Genomic DNA, 26,162 nt, shown 5'->3' on the forward strand with positions numbered 1-26,162 from the left:
CCCTTGCCGCCGCGGCGCGTCAGCCGCGCTGCTGCTTGAGCAGATCGCGGATCTCGGTCAGCAGCACTTCCTGCGCCGGCGGCGGCGCCGGCGGCGCGGGCTCGGCAGCCTTCTTCTGGTGCAGCTTGTTCATCAGCTTGACGAACAGGAAGATCGCGAAGGCGATGATGATGAAGTCGAAGATGGTCTGCAGGAACTTGCCGTAGCTGAGCAGCACCGCGGCCTGCTCGCCGGCGGCCGGCTTGAGCGTGATCGCCAGATCGGAGAAGTCGACCCCGCCGACCAGCACGCCGATCGCCGGCGTGATGACGTCGGCGACCAGCGAGGAGACGATCTTGCCGAACGCGGCACCGATCACGACGCCGACCGCGAGGTCGACGACGTTGCCGCGCATCGCGAAATCCCTGAACTCCTGGATCATGCCCATCACGCCACTCCTTTCGTGCGTATCGTATCTTCGGCTGCCAGGCAGGCCGGCAAGCCGTGCTCGAGATCGGGGTAGCGCGGCGAAAAATGCAGCTCCTCGCGCAGGCGCTCCGTCCGCAGCCGCTTCGATTCTTCCATAAACGACCACATCGCGGGAGTCAGCGCCCGGCGCGCGTCCTCGAGGCCGAGCTGCGGCGGTTCCGGCAAACCGAGCAGACGCGCGCAGCGGATGAAGTAGTCGGCCATCGTCGTCGGCGTCCCGTCGGCGACGTGGTACGCGCGGCCGGCACGACCGAACGCGGCGGCGTGCAGCGCCGCTTCGGCGAGATCGTCGGCGTGAATGCGATTGCTGTACGGAGATTCCGCTGCGCGCAGCACCGGCAGGCCGCGGCGCAGGCGCTCGACCGGCAGACGCCCGGGACCGTAGATGCCCGGCACACGCAGGATCACGGCCGCGGCGCCGCCCTGCGCCTGCGCATCGAGCAGCGCGCGTTCGGCGTCGGCGCGGCGCAGGCCGCGCGCGCTGCGCGGCGCCAGCGGCTCGTCCTCGTCGATCCAGCGGCCGCCGCAATCGCCGTAGACCGCCGAGGTCGAGATGTAGACGATGCGGTCGATGCGACCGCGCTGCGCGGCGAGCCAGCCACGCAGGCGCGCGTCCCGCTCGCCGCCGTCGGGCGGCGGCGCGAACCAGAACAGCAGCGGCACATCGCCGACGTCGCCCGGCGCGTCGAGATCCTCGATGCGCGGCCGCACGCCGAGCGCGGCGAGCGGCGCCGCCTTTTGCCGGTCGCGGACGATTGCCGTAACCTCGCGGCCCAGCGCGCGCAGCCGCCGGGCGACGCGCAGACCGACGTCGCCGCATCCGGCAATCAGCGCCGACGGCGGCAGCTTCGCTTGCAGGGTATCCATGAGTCACAGAGTTTACCTGGCCGACCGGCCGCAGCATTTCGACGTCGCCGAAGGCGAGCCCCTGCTGACGGCGGGTCTGCGCCATGGCTTCGCGCTGCCGTTCGGCTGCCAGTCGGGCGGCTGCGGCTCCTGCCGCGTGCGGCTGGTGTCCGGCACGATCGACTATCCGTTTCCGCCGCCGGCGCTGTCGCAGGCCGAGCGCGACGCCGGCTACATCCTGATGTGCCTGACGCGCGCCACCTCGGACCTGACGATCGCGCTGCACCAGCCGCCGCAGATCGACAGCCTGCGGCCGCGCCAGCTGCCGGTGCGCGCCGTGAAGAAGGAATGGCTCGCGCACGACGTGCTCGGCCTGACGCTGAAGCTGCCGAAGGGCGACGGCTTCCAGTATCTGCCCGGCCAGTACATCGACCTGCTGCTCGATGATGGCCGCCGGCGCAGCTTCTCGGTCGCCAATCGACCGAACGGCGAGACGCTGGAGCTGCACGTGCGCGTGACACCGAACGGCCGCTTCGCGAACTGGGCCGCCAACGAAATGCCGGAGCGCGCGATCCTGCGTCTCGAAGGTCCGCTTGGCGCGTTCTATCTGCGCGAGGATTCGTCACGCCCGATCGTCATGGTCGCCGGCGGCACCGGCATCGCGCCGATCCACGCCATGCTCGGCGAACTGCTGTCGGGCGGCCGGCCGCGCAGCGTGCACCTGTTCTGGGGCGTGCGCGGCGAGCGCGATCTTTATCTCGACGCGCGCCTGCGCGGCTGGGCGGCGGCGCACCCGCAATTCCGCTACACGCCGGTGCTGTCGGATGCCGACGCCGCATGGACCGGCGCGCGCGGCCTGGTGCACGAAGCCGTGCTCGCCGCATATCCGGTGCTGAGCGGCTATGAAGCCTACCTGTCCGGACCGCCGGTCATGGTGCGCGCCGGCAAGGAGGCTTTCGTGCGCGCCGGCCTCGATGCCGACCACCTCTACTACGACTCCTTCGATTACGCCTTCGAGACCTGGCCGCAGCTCGGCTGAGCGCGGCCGGCATCCGCATCGCGAAAAAGGCGCGCGGCCGCGGCCGGCGCCTCGTTCACTCTCCGATCAGCTGCACCGCGTCGATCTCGTTCCAGCCTTCGACCGCACTGGTCGCCAGCGTCAGTCGCGCGCCCCTGGTCTTGTATGCGGTCGGCGCGAAGCTGCGCACGAACCACTGGATCTCGCCGCTCTCGTAGACGGTGTCGTCGGTGCCTTCCCAGACCGTGTGCCGGCCGCCGGCCTCGTCGATCAATTCGACCTTGATGATCGCGCCCGGCGCCGAGTTCTGGCGTACGCGCAGTTCGCGCGCGCTGACCGGCGTCGCGAACGAGGCCTCCAGCCACTCGATGCCGCCGTCGGCGCGCGCCGCCGCCCACGCGCGCGCATCGTCGCCGTAGTGTTCGACGTCGGGCTTGCCGGTCGCCTGCATCGGCGCATAGCCGTCGGTCGATGTCGCATCCTTCTCGGCGGAATAGGTCGAGCTCGCGCTTGCCGCCACGGCCCACTGGCCCTTGGCCTCGTCGAGGATCGCCTGCTCGGCCAGCGCCCGCTCGATGGCACGCTTTTTCTGCAGCGCCTCGCGCATGGCCGGATCGGCGGCCTCCGTGCCGGCGGCAGCGGCGGACTCGGCGCTCGGCGCCGCCGCGCTGGCGTCCGGCACGGCATCCTGCGATTTCTTGCCACAGGCGACGGTGGCGGCCAGACCGAGCAGCAGACCGCCGCGCAGGATTTCCTTGAACATGAGCCACGCTCCCTGTGTATGACGGCGCGCAGTCTAGGTAGCCATCACCGGCCTTGTTGCGCGGCAGTCCTCAGTTGTCGCGCAAGTGTGCGAATGGCCACACATCGCTCAGTCGGTCTCGCCGGCGGAACCGGCGACCGGCGTGACCAGCAGCGCCTGCACGCGCGCGCGGAAATTGCGCCCGGTATGGACCCGCCGCTCGCCACGCAGCTCCAGGCGAAAGCGCCCGGAGCCCTGCGGCCGGATCGCTCGGATCGCGCCGACGCGCACCACCGCCGAACGGTGCAGCTGCACAAAGCGCGCCGGATCGAGGCCGGCGAGAAATTCGCGCAGCGTGCGCCGCACGACGTAGGTCCGGTCGATCGCGTGAATGTCGAGATAGTTACCGCGCGCGACGATCAGATCGATGTCGTCAAGCGCGACCAGATGCGTGCTGGGGCCGAGCGGCAAGGCGATGCGCGCGTGCGGCGCATCCGCCGCCGGCGGTGAGCGTCCGTCCAGCGCCCGCAGGCGCGCAACGGTGTCGCGCAGACGGTCCTCGGCGACCGGCTTGACGAGGTAGTCGAGCGCGCGCGCGTCGAAGGCGCGCACGGCATGTTCCGAGTAGGCGGTCACGAAGACCACCACCGGCGGCGTCCCGGGCCAGCGCTGCAGCGCGCCGAAACCGCCGCCGCCCGGCATCTCGATATCGAGGAACAATGCGTCGAGCGGCACGCGGCCGGCCTCGTGCAGCAATTCCTCGGCATCGACGCATTCCAGCGCGATGCGAATCCGCTCGCCGTCGATCTTCTGCAGCAGGCGGCGCAGGCGCGCGCGCGCCAGCGGCTCGTCGTCGACGATCGCCACCTGCAGCGGCGCGCTCATGCCGCCAGGCCCGCCACGCCCGGCGCCGCCACCGGCAGCGGAATGCCGATCGCCACGACATGGCGCTCGTGCCCGATTTTCCGCCGCTCGAAGCGGGCGCGGCCGCCGTATAGCAATTGCAGCCGCGATTCGACGCTGCGCAAACCGACGCCGAAGCCCGGCGCCGGCGGTTCGCCCGGCGCCAGGCTGTTCTCGACACGCAGCTGCAGCAGACCGTCGCATCGCGCCGCCGACAAGGACAGCACGCCCGGCTCGCGGCGGCGCGCGAGCGCATGAACGATCGCGTTCTCGACCAGCGGTTGCAGGATCAGCGCCGGCACCGGCACGTCGAGGCATTCCTCGGGCACCGACCAGTCGATGCGCAGACGCTCGCCGAGGCGGATCTTCTCGATCGTCAGGTAGTGGCGCAGCAGTTCGAGCTCGCGGCGCAGCGGACGCTCCTGCTCCCGTTCGAGCGACAGCGCATCGCGCAGCAGCGCCGACAGCGAGACCAGCATGCGATCGGCGAGCTCGACATCCTCGTGCACCATCTCGGCGACCGAGTTCAGCGCGTTGAACAGAAAGTGCGGATGCAATTGCGCACGCAGGGCTTCGAGGCGCGCCGTGGTCAGGCCGCGCTCGAGATCTGCGACGCGCTGTTCCCGCTCGCGCGCCTGCTCGTAAAAAAGCAGCGCGTGCGCCGCGCCGATGACGGTCCAGGCCATCATGAAATTCTTGCTGAGACTGGCCGCGAGCACGCTGCCGAAATCGGGCAGCTGCGCATACCAGCCGAAGATCGGGTTCGTGCAGTAGACATGTACGGCGCGCAGCACGACCACCAGCAGCGCCGCCAGCGCCAGCGCCGCGGCCGACGCAAAAAAACGGCCGCGTTCGAGCGGGAAGCGGCGCACCGCCAGATACAGCCCCAGGCTCAGCGGCACCCAGGTCATCCAGCCACCGAAGCTGTAGCGCAGCGCCTCGCGCCACGACACCGGCGCGCCCTGCTCCTCGCCCATGCCGACGACCTGACTCGCGAACATCAGCGCATACGCCGTCCACCAGAGCAGGACGATCCCCAGCACGAAGAGCAGGCGTTTGGACATCGGCATCGGTCTTGGAGCGCAGGCCGCACTATCCCGCAGCGGCGGCCGGACGCCAACTCTCGGCCACCGCAGGACCGCTCATGCCGGCGCCGCAGGCCGCTCGGCACGATCGGCGGCGGCGACGACCAGCAAGCTGGCCAGCAGCAGCACGCTGTACTCCATGCCGCCGACGCCGTGCTCGCCGACGAACCAGCCGAGGTGCACGTGAATGATGACGATGCCCATCAGGACAATGAACGCCAGCCCGGCACAAACCCAGGTGACGCCGAGGCCGAGCGCGAGCAGCAAGCCGCCGCCGATTTCATAGACCGTGATCAGCAGCACCCAGACCAGACCTTGCGCGAAACCGTGCGCCTCCATGAAGGCCCCGAACTGGGCAATGCTGCCGCTGACGACGCGCACCACGGCGTGCGCGAGGAACATCAGCGCAACGGTGCCGCGCAACATCAACAGGGCGTGCGACAGCGTCGGTACGGGTAACGGCATCGTCGGGTCCGGACAGGGTCTGCACCGAGCAAATACGCGGAGACGCCACGCCCGGCAAGCCGAACGTGACCAACAGCACGTTTGCGCATGCCGGCACCCTGCGCCGCAGGACGTTCGCCCATCTCCGCGTGCGGTTCGTCCCGGCGCGGCCGCGGCGAACTGCACAACAAAAGCAGACTGATCCGCCCGAACAACCCGCATGGAATTTCGCCACTGCGCCGACGCGCGCCTCGCAGCGCCGCTCATGGCGCCAGCGGAAAGGCACGGGTGAATGGGCCGATTCTGAAACGGCGAAAAGTTCAAGGAGCCAGAAAATGAGGAAAGTGATCGGCGCGCTCTGCTTGCTGACGGCATCGATCTGCGCGGAAGCCGGCACCTGCGAGGAGAGTTTTCAGGCGATCGGCGACGCGCGCAACGGCCTGCTCTTCACCGGGCAAGTCCGGCTGCCTGGACTGCGTGCCGCAAGCGCGCTGGGCCAGCTCCAGCAGCTGGCCCTCGACGGCGGCTATGAGGTCGGCGGCGAGCTGATCAGGGGCAACGCGGGGGAGTTGTCCTTCCTGCAAACCAGCAACCATCCCGCCGTCGTCGTGCGCGCGACCGCCAGTGACGTCGGCCAAGTGTCGCTGGCCATGAAACTAGCCGCCGGGCAAACGGTCAAAGAAGAAGCCGTGAGGACGGAATTCTGCTCCATGCTGGGCAAGCTAAAAACCGGACCGGAGGGCGAAGCGATTGCATCCGCAGCCCGCGCAAAAACCCACACCGACCAGTTCATCGACGTCAAAGCCGAGAAACTTTCGGCTGACGTGGGCGGCGACGTGAAAAAAACGCTGGCACCGGTCGCCAGCATCGGCCGTTTCAGCAAGTTTCTCATCGGCACCGGCCCGTCGGCGACCAGCAAGGACTACGAAGATGCTTTCGCGCCGATACGCGCCAAGTACATCGGCAGAAATTATCGCATCGACGGTCAGATCTATACGGTGTCGCAAGATCGCATCACCGGCGAGATGCAGCTCGCTTATCTGGTGACGAAAACGAGAGGCTTGCTCGGCATTCGCCAGGAGTCGTCCTACAACGATCTCAATTTCGCCGTCACATGCGTGCTCGCCGCAGACCAGGCCAAGCTGTTCGCGACCTTGAATGACGGAAACTGGATCAAGCTCATGGGCACCGTCACCGCGATATATCCGGGCAGCATGAAGCTCGCCGACTGCCGGCAAGCCCCTTGAGCACCCGCGATCAGGCGCTCGGCGACCGGGGAACACTCCCGCGCCGGCCTTTCGTCAGCAACCGCCTGCAACCATGAGAAACAGATTTCCCGTCGCCCATGTCGCTGTCTTTCTGGTGGCGCTGCTGTCCGGTTGCGCGTCGCTGCCGGAAGCGACGACCGGGAAAGTCGGCGATCGCCGTGTCGAGTTCGCGCTGACCCGTCACCCCACCATCGCAGTCGTCTTCGAAAACGGGCTTGGCGGCAGAATGGAATGGTGGAAGAAAGTCATCCCCGAGATCTCGAAAGACACCACGACCTTCGCCTACAACCGCCCCGGCTACGGCAAAAGCGATCCGGTTTCGTCGCCGCGTGACGGCGTCCATATCGTCGACGAGCTTCGAGCGTTGCTGCGCAGCGAAGGGCTGAAGCCTCCGTACGTTCTGGTCGGACACTCGCTCGGCGGTCTCTACATGCAGCTTTATGCTCGCCGCTATCCGGACGAGGTCGCCGCACTCGTTCTCGTCGACTCCACGCACCCCCGGCAGCTCGACGGCGACGGCGCCCTGAACCGGCAGTCGTTCCTGGTCCGTGCCGTGCTGGACGTGTCGCTGTCGGGGGCAGCCGAGCAGGAGCTCGCCTTGCTGCCGCAAACCGGGCAGCAGGTTCTTGACCTGCCCACCTTCGCCGGCAGGCCGGTATTCGTTCTGAGCGCGGCCGAGCCGCTGAAACAGACATCGCGGCAAGCCGCCGATGCGAACGCGAAGCGCGAAGACATCCAGCGGCTTTATCCGGGCGCCAGGCAGATATGGGTGGACAGCGGGCACGGCATTCCGCTGGAAAAGCCCGACGCGGTGATTTCGGCGATACGCGAAGCGCTGGCGGAATCAGCGGCCGCGCCGAGCGAATGAGCGCGGCGTCTCCGACAGCTGCGCCTGGCTACCCGTCGGCGCCGGACGTGACGGGGCCGCCGTCGCGCTGAACGTCGATCGCCGGCGCGACGGGCAGGAAATGCCGATCGCGAGGCATCCGCCGAGTGTCAAAGGCCCGCGGAGAATTCCAGGCCCTGCTTATAGAAGCGCTGCGCTTCCTCGCCGTTCTGCGTCATCTCGCACAGCCGCGCCAGCTCCAGATAGGCACCGGCCGAGGGCGCGACGCGAACGACCGCATCGAGGTAGCTGCGCGCCTTGCCCCACAGGCGATTGCGCAGACAGACGCGGCCGGCGGTGATCAGCAGCTCCGGCCGCTCGCCGTACTGCTTGAGCCATTCCTCGATCGCCGCCAGCTGCGTCAGCGGATCGCTCGCATGCAGTTCGCCGTACAGCTCTGCAAGCTGCGGATCCCAGTTCCTGGCCAGCACGTCGGCGACGAAGGCCAGCGCCTCGGCATGCGCGTTGAGACGCGCCAGGCCCCGCACATACTCGTTGCGAACCTCCGGCACGAGACGGAAATCCTTGGGCGCCGCATCCCACACCGTCTTCAGGCGATCGAGGCGCGCCAGGCGCTGCGCCTCCAGCAGACATTCGCGCAGGGTGCGCGTCATCAGCTCGCGGTAGCGTTCCTCGCCGAGCGCCTCGCGGGTACCGGCGTCGAGCAGCAGCTGGCGCAACGACTCCCAGGCCTGCAGGCCGTCGTAGCTCGACGCCAGCAGCTCGATCACGTACGGGTGGTGCGCGTTGATGCCGCGCAGCTTCAGGGCCGTATCGCGCGCGGCGGCGAACTCGCCGCGCTCGATCTGCAGCTCGGTCTGCGTCAGCAAGGTCACGAACTCCATCTCCGGCGCGATCTCGCCGGCCAGCCGCAGGTAGTGGTCGCGGCGGTCGCCGGCGCCGAGCCGCTGCGCGGCGCGGGCCGCGGCCAGATAGTTGAGATGGCCGGCGTGATGATCGGCGGCACGGCGCACGAGCTCGATCTCGGCGCGTTTCCAGTTGCCCTCGAGCAGCCGCAGCAGACCGGTCTCGAACGAGGCCTGCGCCTTTTCCTCGCGGCGGCGCTGCAGAACGCGGCGCACCGTGAGCGGCAGGCTGACGCCGGCGACCAGCAGGCGCAGCAGCGCATAGGCGCCGAACAGCGCGGCGACGATCGCCGTCATCAGGCCGAGCAGCGAGGTCTCGACGATCCAGTGATGAAAGCTGATCAGCACGTAGCCGGTTTCGGCACGCAGGTAGAACGCCGCGGCGGCGCCGCAGGCGAGCACGGCGAGCGCAACGAGCAGCAGGCGGATCATGGCGTCTCGGCCGGCCGCATGAAGGCGCGCAGCAGGCTCAGGCTGCGGCTGATGTCGGGCAGCGGCGGCGACAGCTCCAGCGGCCGCAGCCGTTCGAGCTCGGCGCGCGCCGCGGCGACGCTCGGGTCGTCGCGCTGGAAGTAGGTATCGAGCCAGCTGGCGGCCGACTCGCAGAGATCGCGGAAGCTGGTGGTGTCGCCGCGCAGCAGCGCCACGCGCGCGCCTTCGAGCTTGAGCGCCAGCACCTGCACGACCAGGGCTTCCTGCTCGGCATCGAGCAGGCGCGGCGACGGACCGGCGTCGCGACGCACGCTGAACACGCCGGACAGCGCTTCGCGGATGGACGCGGCGGCACGCTGATACCAGCGCGCGTCGTCCGGCAGCAGCACATGCTCCGGCGTCGCCTCGAAATGCGAGGGCACGCGCGCCACCAGCGGCAGGCGCGGCGCACGCTCGATCAGGCTCGACAGCGTCAGCGCGGCGCCGGCGTAGTCCGGCAGCGGTACCGCCTGCAGTGCCGCCTTCTCCTGCGCCAGCGCCTGGCGCACCGGGAACAGGCGCGGCTCCTTGAGCGCGACCAGGCGCGTGTCGGCCTCGTCGATCGCGACGATCGCCGCCGGCACGTCGCGCGCCAGTTGCAGGCGGTCGTTGGCGAGCAGCAGCAGCTGTTCGACCGCGGCCAGCTGGAAGTGGCCGCGCCCGCCGGCGAGCTGCTCCTTGAGCTGGCCGACGATCTGGTCGTGCGCGTCGATGCGGCTCGCGAACTCGGCGATTTCCGCGGCGTTGCGCTGATTGGCGGCGGCCAGATCGGTCTGCCGCGACTCGAGCCGGTCGGCCTGCACTTCGAGCGCATTGAGGTCGCGCCCGGTGCGGCGCAGCGCTTCTTCCTGCGCGGCGAACAGACTGCCGACGCGCGCGTAGAGCCAGGCGCCGCCGCCGGCCAGCAGCGCCGCGGCGACGATCAGCAGCAACCAGCGGCCGTACGCCCGCGAAGCGGGCGCAGGTTCGACGGAGAACGGCTTGGAGACTTCCGGTTCGGTCATTGCATGAACTTGTTGTCGGCGCGACGCCAGGCTTCGAGGCAGCGCACGAAAGCCGCGTCGGCAACCTGATCCGGCACCAGCGGCTCGCGCCCGAAGCCGAGCTGCCGGGCCTGTTCTACCACACGCCGGCTCGGCACAACCAGTTGCAGGCCGAGCAGGTGCGGGCGCTCCGCGGCCGGCGCCAGTTGCAGCAGTTGGGCGAGCGCCTCGCCGCCGGTGACGACCAGCGCGTCGGCCTGGGCCAGTGCGCGGGCGACGGCGTCCGCGTCGTGCGGCAGCGGCACGCGGCGATAGACGGCGATCCGTTCGACCTCGGCGCCGCGCGCGCGCAGCGCCGGCGCCAGCGCCTCGCGGCCGCCCTCGCCGCTGATCACGGCGACGCGGCGGCCGGCCAGATCCTGCAGCTCCGGCATTTCGAGCAAGCCTTCGGTGCTGAAGTCCTGGGCCGGCACCAGCGGCGCGTGGCCGAGTCTTTCGAGCGCCGCGGCGGTCGCGGCGCCGACGGCGACGGTCGCCGGCCAGACGCCGGCATCGAGCTGCTGCGCGTAGCGCACGGCGTTGGCGCTGGTGAAGATCCAGGCGACCGCATCGCGCATGCCGGCCAGCGCGCGCGCCGCAAGCGCCGGCTGGCGCACCGGCTCGATCGCCTGCAGCGGCAGGCGCTGCACCTGCGCGCCGCGCGCCTCGAGCAGACGGCACAGCGCATCCGCCTGCGCGGCCGGACGCGTCACCAGCACGCGCAGGCCTTGCAGCGGCGCGCTCGCGTTCACGCCAGCGCGATACCCAGTGCGGTGAGGATGGCACGTGCGCCGCGTGCCAGCAGGCGCTCGGCCAGCTCGCCGCCGAGCGCGGCGGCATCGGCGACCGCGCCTTCGACGGCGTCGCGAATCAGCTGCGAGCCGTCGGGCGCGCCCACCAGACCGGTCAGGCGCAGGCGCCCGCCGTCGATCACGGCATGACCGGCCACCGGAACCTGACAGGCGCCGCCGAGCCTGGCGTTCATCGCCCGCTCGGCCGCCAGCCGCGCTGCCGAAGCCGCGCTGGCGAGCGGCGCGAGCAGCGCCTGCGTGGGCGCGTCGCCGGCGCGGCATTCGATGCCGATGATGCCCTGGCCGATCGCCGGCACGAAGCGCGTCACCGCGAAGCTTTCGCGAATGCGCTCGCCGAGCCCGAGCCGGGCGAGACCGGCGTGCGCGAGCAGGATCGCGTCGTACTGGTTCTCGTCGAGCTTGCGCAGCCGCGTGCCGACGTTGCCGCGCAGATCGCGCACCGTCAGATCCGGACGCTGCGCGCGCAGCTGCGCCTGCCGGCGCAGGCTCGACGTGCCGACGACGGCGCCTTGCGGCAGCGCGTCGAGCGTCGCGAAACGGTTCGAGACGAAGGCATCGCGCGGGTCCTCGCCGTCGAGATAGGCGCTGAGCGCGAGGCCCTCCGGCTGCTGCACCGGCACGTCCTTCATCGAGTGCACGGCGATGTCGGCGCGATCCTCGAGCATGGCCTGCTCGAGTTCCTTGACGAACAGCCCCTTGCCGCCGGCGGCGGCGAGCGGGCTGCCGAGCAGCTGGTCGCCGCGCGTGGTCATCGGCACGAGGCTGACCTCGAGCCCCGGATGGGCAGCCTCGAGGCGGGCTTTGACGTGCTGGGCCTGCCAGAGCGCCAGCGGCGATTCGCGGGTCGCGATGCGGAGATTCATCGGGCTCGGGGAACGTGACGATGCGGGGCGCGCATTGTCACACGATTCCGCCGCCGCGGAACCGCGGTCGCGCCGGTCGGCTCAGGTCTCGGTGAGGAAGCGGCGCACCTCGGCCAGACGGCGGCGCGACACCGGCAGCGACTGCGAGGCGTGCTTCATCTTCAGCCAGTGATGCTGCTCACCGTGGCGGTCGCGTTCGAGGCTGGCGATGAAGTTGGTGTTGACCAGCGCCTTGCGATGAATGCGCAGGAACTGCGGCTGCAGGTCTTCCTCCAGCGTCTTCAGCGACTCCTCGATCAGCACCTCGCCGTGCAGGTGGGCGACCGTCGTGTACTTCTGGTCGGCGAGGAAGTAGACGACTTCGTGGGTCGGCACGCGGATCAGGCCGTCGCGCGTCGTCGCCAGAATGAACTCGCGCTTCAGCGGCTTGGTCTCGGCCCCGGGCTGGGCCTGCGGCTTGTGCGCGCGCGTCGGCTTGCGCACGCGCTGCAGCGCGTCGCGCAGCTTCTCGATGCGGATCGGCTTGAGCAGATAGGCCGAGGCATTGGCGTCGAAGGCCGACAGCGCATGCTCGGAGTAGGCGGTGGTGAAGATCACCGCCGGCGGCACGTCCATCTCGGCGAGCTGGCGGCCGACCTGCAGGCCGTCGATGCCGCCCATGCGGATGTCGAGCAGGACCAGATCCGGCTCTTCGTCATCGATGACGTCGAGGGCGGCTTCGCCGTTGTCGGCCTCGCCCACCACCTCGTAGCCCGGAAATTCCTGCAGCAGCCGTTTCAGGCGCTCCCGCGCCAGCGGTTCGTCATCGACGATTACGACGCGCATTGGTTCTTGCCTCTCCCCTGTCCCGCTTCCCTGGTTCGAATTCAGACCGGCACCGGCTCCGGCATGCTGATGCGCGGCAGTACCAGCCGCGCCCGGAACACGCCGCCTTCCAGGCGCAGGTCGCGGCCCAGTTCGAGCCGCGCACCGCCACCGTAAATCAGCTTGAGGCGTTGGGCAATATTGTCGGTGGCGACACGGTTGCCGTGCACCATCGGTTCGTTCTGCGGCGGCATCGGGTTGCTGACCTCGATGACGAGCCGCCCGAAGATCTCGCGCGCGGCGATACGGATGGTGCCGCGCCCGGCGAGCCGCGAAATGCCGTGATGGATCGCATTCTCGATGACCGGCTGCAGGATCAGCTTCGGCACCGGCCACTCGAGCACTTCCTCGGGAATGTCCCACTCGACCACCAGCTTGTCGCCGAGCCGCAGCTTCTCGATGCGCAGATAGGCGTGGCAGAGGCCGATCTCCTCGAGCAGCTGGGCGATCTGCAGGCCCTTCTGCAGGCTGGCGCGGAACAGGTCGGAAAGATCCTCGACCATCATTTCCGCTTCGTCCGGACGCACCTGGATCAGCGCCGCGAGGCTGTTCAGCGAGTTGAACAGAAAGTGCGGCCGGATGCGCGCGTTGAGCGCCTGGTAGCGCGCCTCACCCTCGGCGCGGACCTGCATCGTCCACTGGTGGCGGACCCAGAAGTAGCGCAGCAGCATCAGCGCGACGATCGCGGCGATCACTGCGTGGCGCAGGATGAAGATCAGCCGCGACTCGCCGATGGCGGCGAAATCCCAGTGCATGTACGCGCTGAGTCGGTAGGCGATGTCCGAAATCAGCGTGACGATGACGACCAGCAGCCCCCAGCAGACGAAGAACACGACGCCGGGCCGCGCGTAGCGCAGCCAGCGCCGCGCCCAGCACAGCGTCGCCGCCGCGCAGAAGCCGATCCATTGCAGGTACAGCGTGATCAGCAGCCAGCGCTGCAGCGCCAGCTCGCCCGAGGCGCCGTTCGCCAGCGTCAGCACGGCCGCCACCAGCGCCATGATGAAGGCCAGCGACAGGACCGGTCGCGCCTCGCAGAAGTTCGGAATCAGGTCGAGGCGATGGCGGGGCGACGGCGCGATCTGCTGCACGGGGTCTGGCGGGTCACCGGCACCTGCCGGCGGACGCCACTTTGCAGTGCCGCGCGGGCTACCGGCAAGCGTCGCGCCTATAATCGGCCCCCTTTTCCATCACCGATCCTGCGTCCATGTCCGGGAACCAGAAACTCTGGGGCGGCCGCTTCGCCGAATCCACGTCCGCGCTCGTCGAGAAGTTCTCCGAATCCGTCAGCTTCGATGCGCGCCTCTACCGCCAGGACATTCGCGGCTCGCAGGCGCACGCGAAGATGCTCGGCAAGGTCGGCGTGCTGTCGGCCGACGACGTGAGCCAGATCGTCGCCGGGCTCGATGCCATCCTCGCCGACATCGAAGCCGGCCGCTTCGAATGGAGCGAGAAGCTCGAAGACGTGCACATGAACATCGAGGCGCGGCTGACGGCGGCGATCGGCGACGCCGGCAAGCGCCTGCACACCGGCCGCTCGCGCAACGACCAGGTCGCCACCGACCTGCGCCTCTACGTGCGCGACGTCATCGACGAGCTGCTGGCGCTGCTCGACCGCGTTGCCGACGGCCTGCTCGACCTCGCCGAGCGCGAGGCCGACACCGTGATGCCCGGCTTCACGCATCTGCAGATCGCCCAGCCGGTGACCTTCGGCCACCACATGCTGGCCTGGCGCGAGCAGATGCTGCGCGACCGTTCGCGCCTGGTGGACTGCCGCAAGCGGATGAACCTGCTGCCGCTCGGCGCGGCGGCGCTGGCCGGCACGGTCTACCCGATCGACCGCCACTACGTCGCCGAGCTGCTCGGCTTCGACGGCGTCACCGAGAACTCGCTGGACACCGTCTCCGATCGCGACTTCGCGATCGAGTTCTGCGCCGCCGCGAGCCTGATCCTCGTGCACCTGTCGCGCTGGAGCGAGGAGCTGATCCTGTGGTCGACGCCGATGTTCGGCTTCGTCAACCTGCCGGACCGCTTCTGCACCGGCAGCTCGATCATGCCGCAGAAGAAGAACCCGGACGTGCCGGAGCTGGTGCGCGGCAAGACCGGCCGCGTGATCGGCAACCTCAACGCGCTGCTGGTGCTGATGAAAGGCCAGCCGCTCGCGTACAACCGCGACAACCAGGAAGACAAGCCGCCGCTGTTCGACACCGTCGATACCGTCTCGATCTGCCTGTCGGTGTACGCCGAGATGATCCCGGCGATCGAAGTCCGCCGCGACAACTGCCGCGCCGCCGCCGCCAAGGGCTACTCGACGGCGACCGACCTCGCCGACTATCTGGTGATGAAGGGCCTGCCGTTCCGCGATGCGCACCACGCCGTCGGCAGCACGGTCGCCTACGCGCAGCAGAAGGGTTGCGACATCGCCGAGCTGACGCTCGCCGAGCTGCAGCAGTTCTCGCCGCTGGTCGAGGCCGATGTCTACGCGCGCATCACGCTCGAAGGCTCGCTCAACGCACGCAATCACTACGGCGCCACCGCGCCGGCCCAGGTGCGCGCCGCGATCGCCCGCGCGCGCGCCGCGAAGAAGGCTTAAGGCAAGGCCACGACCGCCTCGGCGAGCGCCAGCGCCGACAGCGGCGCCGAGCCCTCGGCCTTGTTGCCGATCGTCACGTACGCCGGCCAGCCGGCGGCGGTCGTGCCCTTGATGACGCGCGCCAGCGTCTCGCGCGTCTGCGGATCGGCGTCGACGATGCGGTCGAAGGTGCCGTAGAGCCGCTTCGCTTCTTCATAGCCGTAGGCGCCGTGGCGCCGGTGCAGGTTCCAGCGGCAGACCAGCGGCCCCGGCCACAGCGCGCGCAGGGTCGGCAGCTGCTCGGCGATCGGTGGCATCTTGGCGTGCAGGCCCAGGCAGTAGGTCGCACCGCACTCGCGCAGCACGGCGACGAAATCGGGACCGAGCCAGGCGGCGTTGCGCACCTCGACGGCCAGGACCGCATCCGGCGCCGTCGCGCGCAGATCCGGCAGCGCCCGCAGCATCGCCGCCAGACGCCGCAGCAGCGCGTCGCGATCGTGCAGCAGCGTGTCCGGCAGCGGGCTGAGCTGGAACACCAACGCGCCGAGCTTGTGGCCCAGGCCCTCGAGCGCAGGCGCGGCGCAGGCGTGCACCGCCAGCTTCGGATCGAGAAAGTTCGGGTTGGCCTCCAGGCCACGACCGTCCTCGCCGCGGATCAGCGCGTCGGTCACCACGCTCGGCGCCTTGACGACGAAGCGGAAGTCATCGGGGACCTGCGCCGCGTAGGCGGCGTAGCGCCCGGCGTCGAGCGGGCGATAGAACGCGCGGTCGAGACTGACCGTGCGCAGCAGCGGATGGCGCGCATAGGCACGCAGCCCCTTCTTCGACAGCGTCGCCTCGGCGTAATCCTGCGCCCAGACGCTGCCGACCCAGCCCGGATAGTTCCACGACGAGGTCCCGAGGCGCAGCGTCGCCGGCAGCGCCTCGCGCAGGGCGAGTAAACGGGCCGACGGGGTCGCCGCTTCGACGCCGCCGACGCGGCGGCGCGACGGCAAAACGCTGGCAAGCGGCGCGGGCGCGGTGTCGGGAAACAGGGAGTCCTGCATGCGCCGATTGTGCGGGGCCGGCCGGGCGCCGGCAAAGCGCGATGCCTAAGCCGGCTGCAGGAGCGGCGCCTCGATCCGCCGGCGCAGGCGACGCAGGTCGGCGAAGGCCTGCAGACGGAACAGCAGCGCCAGCAGCGGCTCCAGTACGCGCCAGCTGCCCTGCGGGCGCAGATGCAACTGGTAGGTCACGCGGGTGCCGTCCGGGGTCGGCTCGAACAGGCGGCGCCCCTCGCAGGGCACCGGGCCGCTGATCGAGCGGAACGCGGTACGCCGGCCCGGTTCCCAGGCGATGATCTCGGCGAGCGTCTCGGCGCGCAGGCCGAACATCTGCATGGTCTCGTGCGTCTGCACACCAAGCGCCGGCTCGACGTCCGGCTCGCAACGCATCGCCTTCACCCCGGAGCGCCAGCGGGCATCGTTGCGATAGTCACCGGCGTAAGCGAAGACCTCGTCGGCCGGACGGTGAATGCGGATGGAGCAGGCGACGGTAATCATCGGCGTCAACGCAACGAAAGCGTGGAATCAGTGTCGCCCGAACGAGGCGACAACGCCGCGAACTACACCACACTCCAGCCGACGCCTCGCTGAACGAAACGCTCAGGACAGATAGGTATAGCCGCTGAGACCGGCTTCGAGTTCGGCGTAAAGCGCATCCTTCTGCGCATCCGGCAGGGCCAGCGCGTCGAGCTTGGCGCGATAGGCGGCCGCCAGCTTCTCCGGCTCCAGATGCACGTAGCGCAACAGCTCGTCGGTGCGGTCGCCCTGCTCGGCGCCTTCGAGGTGCCAGCCGCCGTCGCCATCGAGCGCGACGTTGACGGCGTTGGTATCGCCGAACAGGTTGTGCATGTCGCCGAGGATTTCCTGATAGGCGCCGACCATGAAGAAACCGATCAGGTACGGCTCGCCGGCGCGCAGCGGATGCAGCGCCAGCGTCGGCATCAGGCCCTCGCGATCGACGTACTGGTCGAGCCGGCCGTCGGAGTCGCAGGTCAGATCGCAGAGCCGCGCGCGGATCTGCGGCCGCTCGTCGAGCCGGTGGATCGGCATGATCGGGAAGACCTGATCGATCGCCCAGGCGTCCGGCACCGACTGGAACACCGAGAAGTTGCAGAAATATTTCGCGGCGAGCTTCTCGCGCAGTTCGTCGTAGGCCTCGCGCTGCGCGCGAATCGTCGGATCGAGCTGCGGCAGCACCGCCCGCGCCAGCGCGTAGTAGACGCGCTCGGCGTAGGCACGCTCCGGCAGCGTCAGCAGGCCCTGCGCGTACTGGGCCTGGGCGTCGGCGAAGTACTGCGCGGCATCGTGCAGGCTCTCGATCGGCCCCTGCACGTCGATCTCGCGGAACAGCGCGTAAAGCTCCTGCAGGACCGCCGCCGCGTCCGCGGCCGGGGCCTCGACGCGCTGCGTCGGCGCCTCGTCGTGTTCGACGACGTCGGCGATCAGCACCGCGTGGTGCGCGGTCAGGGCGCGCCCCGACTCGGAAATCACGTTCGGTTGCGGCAACCCTTCGGCGAGGCAGACTTCCTGCAGCGTACGCAGGATGTTGCGCGCGTACTCGCGCAGCGAGTAATTCATCGAGCAGAACGAGCGCGAGCGCGTGCCCTCGTAGTCGACGCCCAGCCCGCCGCCGACGTCGACGACCTCCACCGGCGCGCCGAGCCGGCGCAGCTCGACGTAGAAGCGCGAGGCCTCGCGCAGGCCGCGCGCGACGTCCTGGACGTTGGCGACCTGCGAGCCGAGGTGGAAGTGGATCATCTGCACGGCGTCGAGGCGGCCGGCGGCGCGCAGCATTTCGACCGCCTCGAGAATCTGCGGCGCCGACAGGCCGAACTTGGCCTTCTCGCCGCCGGTGTTCTGCTGCGTGCTGGTGAAGTTCGACGACAGGCGCACACGCAGACCGATCAGCGGCGCCACGTCGAGCGCACGCGCCTCCTCGAGCACGATCGGCAGCTCGGAGAGCTTCTCGACGACGATGTAGACGCGGTGGCCGAGCTTGCTGCCGATCAGCGCGCGGCGGATGTAGGCGCGGTCCTTGTAGCCGTTGCAGACGATGATGCTGCCCGGCCGCGCCAGGCCGAGCACGGCGGCGAGCTCGGGCTTGCTGCCGGCTTCGATGCCGACGCGCGCGCCGCCGTGGCGGACGATCTCCTCGACGACATCGCCCTGCTGGTTGACCTTGATCGGGTAGACGGCCGTGTAGCGCCCTTCGTAGCCGAGTTCCTCGATGACCGAGGCGAAGGCGCCGGTCAGCTGGTCGACGCGGTCGTGCAGGATGTCGACGAAGCGGACCAGCACCGGCAGCGGCAGGCCTTCGCCGGGCAGGCGCCTGGCCAGTTCGTAGAGGTCGATCTCGACACCCGAACGATCGCGGTAGGGGCGCACACGCATACGGCCGTCGGCCGCCACGTCGAAATAGCCTTCGCCCCACTGCGGAACGTTGTACAGCTCGCAGGCCTGTGCCGCGTCCCACGCCGGCGTGCCGGCCACCCGTTCGTCATTCATCTCGCGCGTCACCCACCGGCCTCATTCACTCGATATACTCGCGCCGCCTCGCAGCGGAGGGCGGCCATTGTAGGAGCGACGGGCCCCACCCGCGAGCGCCCGTCCACCCTGTTCCCGAATCTGCAGCCTACGAGGTCGTCATGACGCTGGATCGCACCTGGTTTACCGAGCCGATGGAAAGCACCGGCACGGCGTTTTCGCTGAAGGGCGAGAAAGTCCACGAGGAGCAGACCCCGTACCAGAAGATCGAAATCTGGAAGACCGAGACCTTCGGCTGGCTGATGACGATCGACGGCTGCACCATGGTCTCGACCCGCGACAACTTCCTCTATCACGAGATGATGTCGCACCCGGCGCTGAACTCGCACCCGAATCCCGAGACCGTCGTCATCGTCGGCGGCGGCGACTGCGGCACGCTGCGCGAGGTGCTCAAACACCCGGAAGTGAAGTCGGCGACGCAGGTCGAGATCGACGAGCGCGTCACGCGCCTGTCCGAGCAGTATTTCCCGGAACTGTGCGATCGCAACGACGATCCGCGCGCGACGCTGTTCTTCGGCGACGGCATCCAGTGGATGAAGGATGTGGCGCCGGGCTCGGTCGACCTGATCATCATCGACTCGACCGACCCGGTCGGCCCGGCCGAGGGCCTGTTCGGCAAGCGCTTCTATCTCGACTGCATCAAGGCCCTGAAGCCGGACGGCATGCTGGTCCAGCAGTCCGAGTCGCCGCTACTGCATCTGGAACTGATCCAGGAAATGCACGCCGCGATGCGCGAAGCCGGCTTCGCGCAGACGCATCTGCTGCACTTCCCGCAGGTGATCTATCCGTCCGGCTGGTGGTCGGGTTCGATCGCCTGCAAGAAGGCCGGCCCGCTCGCCGCCCGCCTCGACGCCCAGGCGATCGACGCGCTCGACTGCCGTTTCTACAACGCCGACACGCACCACGGCGCGTTCGCGCTGCCGACCTACGTCAAGCGCGCGTTGCAGCGCTGAACCGGCCGGCACGGAAAAGGCCGCCGTCTCCCCGGGAGACGGCGGCCTTTTTTATAGCATCCCGCTGGCGCCGGCTCAGGGTTCGCCGCAGGCCTCGCGCACCTGCCGCTCGGTCTGCTCGATCAGCTTCTGCCGCTGCTCCGGCGTGTACTCGCGTTCGTTGCCCAGCGCATCGCGCTCGATCACCTTGGACGAGTTTCGGAAGCTCGCCAGCGTGTCCTGCTTCTGCTTGCACTGCGCGGCACGCTCGGCCTCGCCCTGGCTCTCATCCGCGGGCACCTCGGCGGTGACGGTGTTGACGCGCCCGGCCTCGACACGCGTCCAGCCCGGCTGCGGCGTGTCGCTGAAGTGAAAGCGCCCCGCGGCATCGACCCACTTGTATACCGGCCCCGCCAGCGCCGACGCGCTGAACAGGATGCCCATCGCCACTGCCGCTATGCGCACTGCCCGCCTCCCCCGCAAGATCGATGACTCACAGTCTCGCCGCTCGCCGCGGCGGACGCAAAAAACCCGCGGCGCCGACGGGCACCGCGGGCTGACGGAAGGCCTTCAGACCGCGTCGACGCCGGCTTCGCCGGTGCGGATGCGCACCGCCTGCTCCAGGTCGTAGATGAAAATCTTGCCGTCGCCGATCTGGCCGGTCTTGGCCGCCTTGAGAATCGCATCGGCAGCCTTCTCGGCCATCTCCGGCGAAACGGCGACTTCGATCTTCACTTTCGGCAGCAGATCGACGGTGTACTCGGCGCCCCGGTACAGCTCGGTGTGGCCCTTCTGACGACCGAAACCGCGCACCTCGGTGACCGTCATGCCCTGCACACCGATGTCGGCCAAGGCCTCGCGCACGGCGTCGAGCTTGAACGGCTTGATGATGGCGATGAGCATTTTCATGGTCGGGACTCGCGTCTGTGTTGGGCTTGGAGTTTAGCGCACGCTCGCGCCTGCCGGCAGTTCCGCAAGAATCATGCGCATCCGCGACAGACGCGCACGACATCGCGCAAAGAAAAGGGGCGAGTCCCGAAGGACCCGCCCCAACCCACCGGAGATGAATCGTCTAACCGCTTACGAAAGAATGTAGCCGCGCTCGTTGTGCTGGCTGATATCGAGGCCTTCGCTCTCTTCCTCGTCCGTCGCGCGCAGCTTGGTGAACAGGCCGACGACCTTGAGGATGACGAAGGTCAGAACGCCGGTGTAGATCAGGGTGAACAACACACCCTTGGTCTGGATCCAGAGCTGACTACCGATCGTCGCACCCTCGGTCGGCGACCACACGCCGCCCATCGACGGGAAGCAGAACACGCCGGTCAGGATCGCGCCGACGATGCCGCCCACGCAGTGCACGCCGAAGACGTCGAGCGAGTCGTCATAGCCAATCGCCTTCTTGAGCTTGGTCGAAGCCAGGAAGCAGATCACGCCAGCGGCGAGGCCGATGGCCAGCGCGCCGGCCGGGCCGACCGTGCCGGACGCCGGGGTGATGGCGACGAGGCCCGCAACCGCACCCGACGCGATGCCTAGCACCGACGGCTTACCGTGCGAGATCCATTCGGCGAACATCCAGGACAGCGCGGCCATCGCCGTCGCCACCTGCGTCACGAACATGGCCATGCCGGCCGCACCGTTGGCGGCGACCGCCGAACCGGCGTTGAAGCCGAACCAGCCGACCCACAGCATGCTGGCACCCATGACGGTGTAGCCCATGTTGTTGGGCGCCATCGCGTCCTTGCCGTAGCCCTTGCGCTTGCCGAGGACCAACGCGGCGACGAGGCCAGCGATACCGGCGTTGATGTGCACGACAGTGCCGCCGGCGAAGTCGAGCACGCCCCAGTCCCACAGCAGGCCGCCGTTGCCGCTCCACACCATGTGAGCCATCGGGAAGTAGCAAATCGTCACCCAGAGGGCGATGAATACCAGCATCGCGGCGAAGCGCATGCGCTCGGCGAAGGCGCCGACGATCAGCGCCGGGGTGATGATCGCGAAGGTCATCTGGAAGGTCGCGAACACCGACTCCGGAACCGCCGCGGTCAGGCTCTCAAGCGTCGTTCCGGACAGGAACGCCTTGCCCAAGCCGCCGACGAAGCTGTTGAGGTTGACGACGCCGGCTTCCATGCCCGTGGTGTCGAAGGCCAAGCTATAGCCATAGACCACCCACAGCACCGACACGAGCGACGTGATCGCGAAGCACTGCATCATCAGCGACAGCACGTTCTTGGCCCGCACCATGCCGGCGTAGAACAGCGCCAGACCCGGGATCGTCATGAACAGCACGAGCGCCGTCGAGGTCAGCATCCAGGCGGTGTCGCCGGAATTCAGCGTCGGCGTCGGAGCGGCTTCCTCGGCAGCCGGAGCTTCAGCGGCCGGAGCTTCGGCCGCAGGCGCCTCGGCGGCCGGCGCTTCCGCAGCCGGAGCCTCGGCCGCAGGCGGCGGCGTTTCATCCTGCGCCCACGCCGTGGGCGCGAGGCCGAACATGGCCGCAAGCAGCGCGGCACCCAAAATTTTGCGCATCGTCATTGCTGGTTCCCCCTCAGAGAGCGTCTTTGCCGGTTTCGCCGGTGCGGATGCGGATGGCCTGGTCCAGGCTGTAAACAAAGATCTTGCCGTCGCCGATCTTGCCGGTATGAGCGGCCTTGCTGATCGAGTCGATCGCCGCGTCGAGCTTGTCGTCCGGCACCGCCACTTCGATCTTGACCTTCGGCAGAAAGTCGACGACGTACTCGGCACCGCGGTACAGCTCGGTATGGCCTTTCTGGCGGCCGAAGCCTTTGACCTCCGTCACCGTGATGCCAGCCACGCCGATATCCGAGAGTGCTTCGCGCACCTCGTCCAGCTTGAACGGCTTGATGATGGCTGCGATTAATTTCATGTTCGAATCACTCCTGAGTCGGAAAGCGTCCTGACGCCGAGGGAGCCTCATCACCCCGGCGGCCCCGGCCTTCAAAGCATGGACCATGCCAGCAAATCACTGCGCCGATTTGCGCACCGGGCCTCCGTGCCGCCCCATTATGGTGCGCAGCCTTCGGCAGGGAAGTCGGTGGCGCGAAGGCCGAGGCATAATCCGGGACTCCCGCGTTCGCCCGGATTCGCCCCCGCCATGGAAAGTCGCCGCATCGAAGACCTCGCCGCCAAGCTCGCTGGCATCCTGCCGCCCGGACTGCGCGCGCTACGCAGCGAGCTCGAGGACAATTTCCGGGCGGTGCTGCGCGCGAATCTGGAAAAGTGGGATCTGGTCTCGCGCGAGCGCTTCGATACCCAGGCCGAACTGCTGGCCCGCACGCAGAAGAAGCTGGCCCTGCTGGAAAAGCGCATCAAGGCGCTCGAACAGCGTGAAACACCGCACCCCGATCACGACGCCGGCTGACTAGCATGCCGGCATGTCGCTCGCCACGGTTCATGCCCGCGCCCAGAACGGCCTTGCCGCCGATTCGGTCGGTGTCGAGGTCCATCTCGCCCCCGGCCTGCCGGGCCTGAGCATCGTCGGCCTGCCGGAAGCCTCGGTTCGCGAAGCCAAGGACCGGGTCCGCGCCGCGATCGTCAACAGCGGCTATCGCTTCCCGCTGCAGCGCATCACCTGCAACCTGACGCCCGCCGATCTGCCGAAGGAAGGTTCGCGCTTCGATCTGGCGATCGCCCTCGGCATCCTCGCCGCGTCAGGCCAGATTCCGGCCGAGCCGCTGGCGGCGCTCGAAGCGCTCGGTGAACTGTCACTGTCCGGCGAGATCCGCCCGATCCGTGGCGCCCTGCCCGCCGCGCTGAAGGCCACCGGCGCCGGCCGCGCGCTGCTGGTGCCCGAAGCCAACGGTGCCGAAGCGAGCCTGGCACGCGGTGCGCGCGTCTTCGTCGCCGACCGCCTCGGCACCCTCTGCGCCGAACTGCACGAGAACCGGCTGCGCACCGCTGACGCAACGCCGCCGGCCGCCGCCCCCGCCGAGCCCGCGGCCGATCTCGCCGACGTACGCGGTCAGGCGCAGGCCAAGCGCGCGCTCGAAATCGCCGCGGCCGGAGCGCATTCGCTGTTGATGAGCGGCCCGCCGGGCGGCGGCAAGTCGATGCTCGCGCAACGCCTGCCCGGCATCCTGCCGCCGCTCGGCGACGACGAAGCGCTCGAAGTCGCCGCGGTCGCCTCGATCGGCAAGGGCTTCGACCCGCGTGACTGGGGCCGCCGGCCGTACCGCGCCCCGCACCACACCGCCTCGGGCGCCGCGCTGGTCGGCGGCGGCACACAACCGCGCCCCGGCGAGATCACCCTGGCTCACCATGGCGTGCTGTTCCTCGACGAACTGCCGGAGTTCGATCGCGACGTGCTCGAAGTCCTGCGCGAGCCGCTGGAGCGCGGCGCGATCACGATCTCGCGCGCCGCACGGCAGGCGGATTTCCCGGCGCGCTTCCAGCTGGTCGCGGCGATGAATCCCTGCCCTTGCGGCTATCTCGGCGACACGGACGGCGAATGTCGCTGCACGCCGGACCAGGTGGCGCGCTATCGCGCGCGCATCTCGGGGCCGCTGCTCGACCGCATCGACCTGCAGCTGTTCGTGCCCCGCGTCGCGCGTGAGGAACTGCTCGGCGGGGCCGCGCGCACCCCGGAAGAGCCGAGCGTCGCGGTCCGGCAACGCGTCTGCGCCGCGCGACAGCGCCAGCTCGACCGCCAGGGCGTGCCGAACGCGCAGCTGGGCCTGCAGGAACTGGAGCGCTGGGCCCGGCCGGACGCGGACGGAGCGGCGCTGCTGCAGCAGGCCCTGCAGCGCCTCCACCTGTCGGCGCGCGCCTACCATCGCACGCTCAAGGTCGCACGCACGATCGCCGACCTTGCCGCGCAATCCGCGGTCAGCGCCGGGCACATCGGCGAAGCCTTGCGCTACCGCAGCATGGCCACGCGCTGAAACGAAGAAGGGCCGCGCAAGGCGGCCCTTCTTCACGCTGGAAAGACTCGCTTGCTTACAGTGCGAAGGTCTTCTTGATGCCGATGACGAACTTCGGCTTGTCGCTCTCGAGCTTGTTCGTCGGATCAGTCTCGTCATTGTCGAACTTGAGCGTGCTGCCGATGACCGAGAAGCTCGCCGTGAGCGTCTCATCGATCGTCTTGCTGACGCCCAGGCTGTAGTCGACGTACGACTTCTTGGCCGAGCCATCGCTCTTGGTCACCCAGACGTCGTCGCTGCTGATCGTGTCGCCAACGCTGACGTTCAGGTTCACCGAATCGGTGATCGGGAAAGCGCCGACCAGCGCGATGTAGGAGTCGCTCAGGTTGTCGCCGTTCGCTTCCTCGCCGCCGAAATAGTGCGGGCTGTAGTAGTACTGCAGGGCGAGCGGGCCGTACGAAACCTTCACGTAGGCTTCGAAGGTGTTCGGGTTGATGCCGTCCGCGCCGTAGGTGTCTTCCTTGTATTCCGCGTAGTAGTAGTAGATACCGCCGATATCGAGGCCGACGTCGCCGAACTTGGTCGCATAGCCGGCGTAGACGTCGGTTTCCGCGCCGCCGACACCCCAGTCGACATTCGAACCCCAGAGGCCGACGTAGACGCCGGAATCATGTGCGTAGTCGATACCGCCCTGAATGGCGGCGCCGCTGCCCTGCGACACGCCGCGGAACATGTATTCGCTGACCGCACCGACGTTCCCCGTCACGCCGGCGAACGCGCTGCCCGAGAACGCCGCCGCGCCGACAAGAACGGCGCCCAACACTGAACGCTTGAATTCCATGTAAAGCCTCTTCCCAAGTGGATAGATGTTCCGCAGCAGCGTTGCTGCGGCCCCATGGCAGCAACGCAAAGCCCATGCCACGCACCTTTTTGGCCGGACGTCAATTGTCAATTTCCCCCATGACAACATTCATCTAGCCGCAATACTGAGGTCCGAAATGGGGACATCCGGCGCGAACCTGGGGAATATTACCCAGATGGCACGCACCGTATCGGTGCATTCACCGGCGCCATTCGCCCCACCCCGCCACAAACGAAAACGCCGCCCGAAGGCGGCGTTTCGATTCCCGATCACTCAGGCCCCGGCACTTCACAGGCCGGTCTGCTTCAGCATGAATTCGACAGCGCTCTTGATTTCGTCGTCGCTGAGCGAGGTATCACCGCCGCGCGGCGGCATCTGGTTCAGACCGGAGATCGCTTTCTGCACGATGCCGTCGACCCCACCCTGCGCCTTGAGCCGCTCGCCCCAGGCCAGCTTGTCGCCGACCTTGGGCGCGTTGAGCACGCCGGCGGCGTGGCAACCGGTACAGACCCTGGCGTAGATCTGCTCGCCGCTCATCGGCGCGCGTTCCGCCTGCGCGGCGGCGGCGACCTTGAGCAGCGCCGCCGGATCGGTGACCACGGTGGCAACCGGCTTGATCTGCTCCTCGATGCGCGCCTGCGCAGCGGGATCGGCATGCTCGTCGCCCTTGTCGAGCAGGCGGGCGGCGAAGATGCAGATGAAGAAGATGCCGAACAGGGCACCGAGCACTTTGCCGAAGTTGATGAAGAACACCTGGTCGTGGTTCTTGTGCGCCACTGACGT

Annotated in this window: 28 protein-coding genes; 7 read left to right on the forward strand and 21 right to left on the reverse strand. The window is 68.7% G+C overall.

From position 1 onward, the window contains the following. Positions 1-19 precede the first annotated feature (19 nt). Positions 20-427: a large-conductance mechanosensitive channel protein MscL gene (gene mscL, locus K343_RS0116895; protein WP_028009068.1), complete on the reverse strand. Its 408-nt coding sequence runs from the start codon at positions 425-427 to the stop codon at positions 20-22. After that, positions 427-1,335: an NAD-dependent epimerase/dehydratase family protein gene (locus tag K343_RS0116900; protein ID WP_028009069.1), complete on the reverse strand. Its 909-nt coding sequence runs from the start codon at positions 1,333-1,335 to the stop codon at positions 427-429. The genes mscL and K343_RS0116900 overlap by 1 nt, the downstream gene beginning before the upstream one ends. Between K343_RS0116900 and K343_RS0116905 the strand changes: the two genes are divergently transcribed. After that, positions 1,334-2,353 carry a 2Fe-2S iron-sulfur cluster-binding protein gene (locus K343_RS0116905; RefSeq protein WP_028009070.1) on the forward strand — a complete coding sequence of 340 codons (1,020 nt, stop codon included), beginning with the start codon at positions 1,334-1,336 and terminating at the stop codon, positions 2,351-2,353. The two genes, K343_RS0116900 and K343_RS0116905, sit on opposite strands and share 2 nt — an antisense overlap. A gap of 55 nt (positions 2,354-2,408) precedes the next feature. Here the strand turns inward: K343_RS0116905 and K343_RS0116910 are convergent, their stop codons facing one another. From K343_RS0116910 to K343_RS24820, 4 genes are all read right to left on the reverse strand, one after another. After that, entirely contained in the window at positions 2,409-3,095 is a 687-nt protein-coding gene (locus K343_RS0116910) for a hypothetical protein (protein WP_028009071.1), read from the reverse strand. A gap of 108 nt (positions 3,096-3,203) precedes the next feature. Beyond that, positions 3,204-3,959, reverse strand: a complete 756-nt coding sequence (locus tag K343_RS22675; RefSeq protein WP_051278639.1) for a LytR/AlgR family response regulator transcription factor — start codon at positions 3,957-3,959, stop codon at positions 3,204-3,206. Beyond that, positions 3,956-5,041 (reverse strand): sensor histidine kinase, encoded by a 1,086-nt coding sequence (locus K343_RS23655; protein ID WP_161628913.1) that lies wholly within the window; start codon positions 5,039-5,041, stop codon positions 3,956-3,958. The genes K343_RS22675 and K343_RS23655 overlap by 4 nt, the downstream gene beginning before the upstream one ends. A gap of 78 nt (positions 5,042-5,119) precedes the next feature. After that, positions 5,120-5,527, reverse strand: coding sequence for a DoxX family membrane protein (locus K343_RS24820; RefSeq protein ID WP_161628914.1), 408 nt, complete (start codon positions 5,525-5,527; stop codon positions 5,120-5,122). A 65-nt stretch (positions 5,528-5,592) separates the two neighbouring features. Between K343_RS24820 and K343_RS0116930 the strand changes: the two genes are divergently transcribed. After that, a complete protein-coding gene (locus K343_RS0116930; protein WP_161628915.1) occupies positions 5,593-6,753 on the forward strand; it encodes a hypothetical protein in 1,161 nt (386 codons plus the stop codon). Positions 6,754-6,826: 73 nt separating this feature from the next. After that, complete coding sequence (locus tag K343_RS0116935) at positions 6,827-7,642, forward strand: alpha/beta fold hydrolase (protein ID WP_028009073.1); 816 nt, start codon at positions 6,827-6,829, stop codon at positions 7,640-7,642. Between the two features lie 128 nt (positions 7,643-7,770). On the opposite strand, the gene K343_RS0116940 is transcribed toward K343_RS0116935, so the two are convergent. From K343_RS0116940 to K343_RS0116965, 6 genes are all read right to left on the reverse strand, one after another. Then, positions 7,771-8,958 carry a heme biosynthesis HemY N-terminal domain-containing protein gene (locus tag K343_RS0116940; RefSeq protein ID WP_028009074.1) on the reverse strand — a complete coding sequence of 396 codons (1,188 nt, stop codon included), beginning with the start codon at positions 8,956-8,958 and terminating at the stop codon, positions 7,771-7,773. Beyond that, on the reverse strand, positions 8,955-10,001 hold the full coding sequence (locus K343_RS0116945) for a uroporphyrinogen-III C-methyltransferase (RefSeq protein ID WP_028009075.1): 1,047 nt from the start codon (positions 9,999-10,001) through the stop codon (positions 8,955-8,957). Before K343_RS0116945 ends, K343_RS0116940 begins: the two co-directional genes overlap by 4 nt. Continuing rightward, complete coding sequence (locus K343_RS0116950; RefSeq protein ID WP_028009076.1) at positions 9,998-10,771, reverse strand: uroporphyrinogen-III synthase; 774 nt, start codon at positions 10,769-10,771, stop codon at positions 9,998-10,000. The genes K343_RS0116945 and K343_RS0116950 overlap by 4 nt, the downstream gene beginning before the upstream one ends. Beyond that, on the reverse strand, positions 10,768-11,694 hold the full coding sequence (hemC, locus tag K343_RS0116955; RefSeq protein WP_028009077.1) for a hydroxymethylbilane synthase: 927 nt from the start codon (positions 11,692-11,694) through the stop codon (positions 10,768-10,770). The genes K343_RS0116950 and hemC overlap by 4 nt, the downstream gene beginning before the upstream one ends. A gap of 81 nt (positions 11,695-11,775) precedes the next feature. Further along, positions 11,776-12,519 carry a LytR/AlgR family response regulator transcription factor gene (locus K343_RS0116960; protein WP_028009078.1) on the reverse strand — a complete coding sequence of 248 codons (744 nt, stop codon included), beginning with the start codon at positions 12,517-12,519 and terminating at the stop codon, positions 11,776-11,778. A gap of 41 nt (positions 12,520-12,560) precedes the next feature. Then, positions 12,561-13,646, reverse strand: coding sequence for a sensor histidine kinase (locus K343_RS0116965; protein WP_028009079.1), 1,086 nt, complete (start codon positions 13,644-13,646; stop codon positions 12,561-12,563). A 116-nt stretch (positions 13,647-13,762) separates the two neighbouring features. On the opposite strand from K343_RS0116965, the gene argH reads away from it, so the two are divergent. Next, entirely contained in the window at positions 13,763-15,148 is a 1,386-nt protein-coding gene (argH, locus tag K343_RS0116970) for an argininosuccinate lyase (protein ID WP_028009080.1), read from the forward strand. On the opposite strand, the gene K343_RS0116975 is transcribed toward argH, so the two are convergent. The 3 genes from K343_RS0116975 to speA all read right to left on the reverse strand — a co-directional run bounded on the left by K343_RS0116975 (position 15,145) and on the right by speA (position 18,675). Continuing rightward, a complete protein-coding gene (locus K343_RS0116975) occupies positions 15,145-16,173 on the reverse strand; it encodes a DUF72 domain-containing protein (protein ID WP_028009081.1) in 1,029 nt (342 codons plus the stop codon). The two genes, argH and K343_RS0116975, sit on opposite strands and share 4 nt — an antisense overlap. Before the next feature lie 45 nt (positions 16,174-16,218). Further along, positions 16,219-16,668, reverse strand: a complete 450-nt coding sequence (locus tag K343_RS0116980) for an SRPBCC family protein (protein WP_028009082.1) — start codon at positions 16,666-16,668, stop codon at positions 16,219-16,221. A 102-nt stretch (positions 16,669-16,770) separates the two neighbouring features. Beyond that, complete coding sequence (gene speA, locus K343_RS0116985; protein WP_043113058.1) at positions 16,771-18,675, reverse strand: biosynthetic arginine decarboxylase; 1,905 nt, start codon at positions 18,673-18,675, stop codon at positions 16,771-16,773. Positions 18,676-18,815: 140 nt separating this feature from the next. Between speA and speE the strand changes: the two genes are divergently transcribed. Further along, a complete protein-coding gene (gene speE / locus K343_RS0116990; protein ID WP_028009084.1) occupies positions 18,816-19,667 on the forward strand; it encodes a polyamine aminopropyltransferase in 852 nt (283 codons plus the stop codon). Positions 19,668-19,742: 75 nt separating this feature from the next. Here the strand turns inward: speE and K343_RS0116995 are convergent, their stop codons facing one another. From K343_RS0116995 to glnK, 4 genes are all read right to left on the reverse strand, one after another. Beyond that, on the reverse strand, positions 19,743-20,111 hold the full coding sequence (locus tag K343_RS0116995) for a DUF4124 domain-containing protein (protein ID WP_154662632.1): 369 nt from the start codon (positions 20,109-20,111) through the stop codon (positions 19,743-19,745). Between the two features lie 105 nt (positions 20,112-20,216). Continuing rightward, positions 20,217-20,555: a P-II family nitrogen regulator gene (locus K343_RS0117000; RefSeq protein ID WP_028009086.1), complete on the reverse strand. Its 339-nt coding sequence runs from the start codon at positions 20,553-20,555 to the stop codon at positions 20,217-20,219. 171 nt (positions 20,556-20,726) lie between these two features. Continuing rightward, entirely contained in the window at positions 20,727-22,166 is a 1,440-nt protein-coding gene (locus K343_RS0117005; protein WP_043113060.1) for an ammonium transporter, read from the reverse strand. 19 nt (positions 22,167-22,185) lie between these two features. Continuing rightward, positions 22,186-22,524, reverse strand: a complete 339-nt coding sequence (gene glnK, locus K343_RS0117010) for a P-II family nitrogen regulator (RefSeq protein ID WP_020650661.1) — start codon at positions 22,522-22,524, stop codon at positions 22,186-22,188. A gap of 228 nt (positions 22,525-22,752) precedes the next feature. On the opposite strand from glnK, the gene K343_RS0117015 reads away from it, so the two are divergent. Both K343_RS0117015 and K343_RS0117020 read left to right on the forward strand, forming a co-directional pair. Further along, positions 22,753-23,019, forward strand: a complete 267-nt coding sequence (locus tag K343_RS0117015) for an accessory factor UbiK family protein (protein ID WP_028009088.1) — start codon at positions 22,753-22,755, stop codon at positions 23,017-23,019. A gap of 13 nt (positions 23,020-23,032) precedes the next feature. Beyond that, positions 23,033-24,538 carry a YifB family Mg chelatase-like AAA ATPase gene (locus K343_RS0117020; protein WP_028009089.1) on the forward strand — a complete coding sequence of 502 codons (1,506 nt, stop codon included), beginning with the start codon at positions 23,033-23,035 and terminating at the stop codon, positions 24,536-24,538. Positions 24,539-24,593: 55 nt separating this feature from the next. Here K343_RS0117020 and K343_RS23660 read toward each other — a convergent pair whose 3' ends face one another. Then, positions 24,594-25,337 (reverse strand): TorF family putative porin, encoded by a 744-nt coding sequence (locus K343_RS23660; RefSeq protein ID WP_161628916.1) that lies wholly within the window; start codon positions 25,335-25,337, stop codon positions 24,594-24,596. Positions 25,338-25,667: 330 nt separating this feature from the next. Beyond that, positions 25,668-26,156, reverse strand: coding sequence for a c-type cytochrome (locus K343_RS0117030; RefSeq protein ID WP_028009090.1), 489 nt, complete (start codon positions 26,154-26,156; stop codon positions 25,668-25,670). Positions 26,157-26,162 lie beyond the last annotated feature (6 nt).

It is taken from the genome of Solimonas flava DSM 18980 (assembly GCF_000426685.1).
GTDB classification, from domain to species: Bacteria; Pseudomonadota; Gammaproteobacteria; order Nevskiales; family Nevskiaceae; genus Solimonas; species Solimonas flava.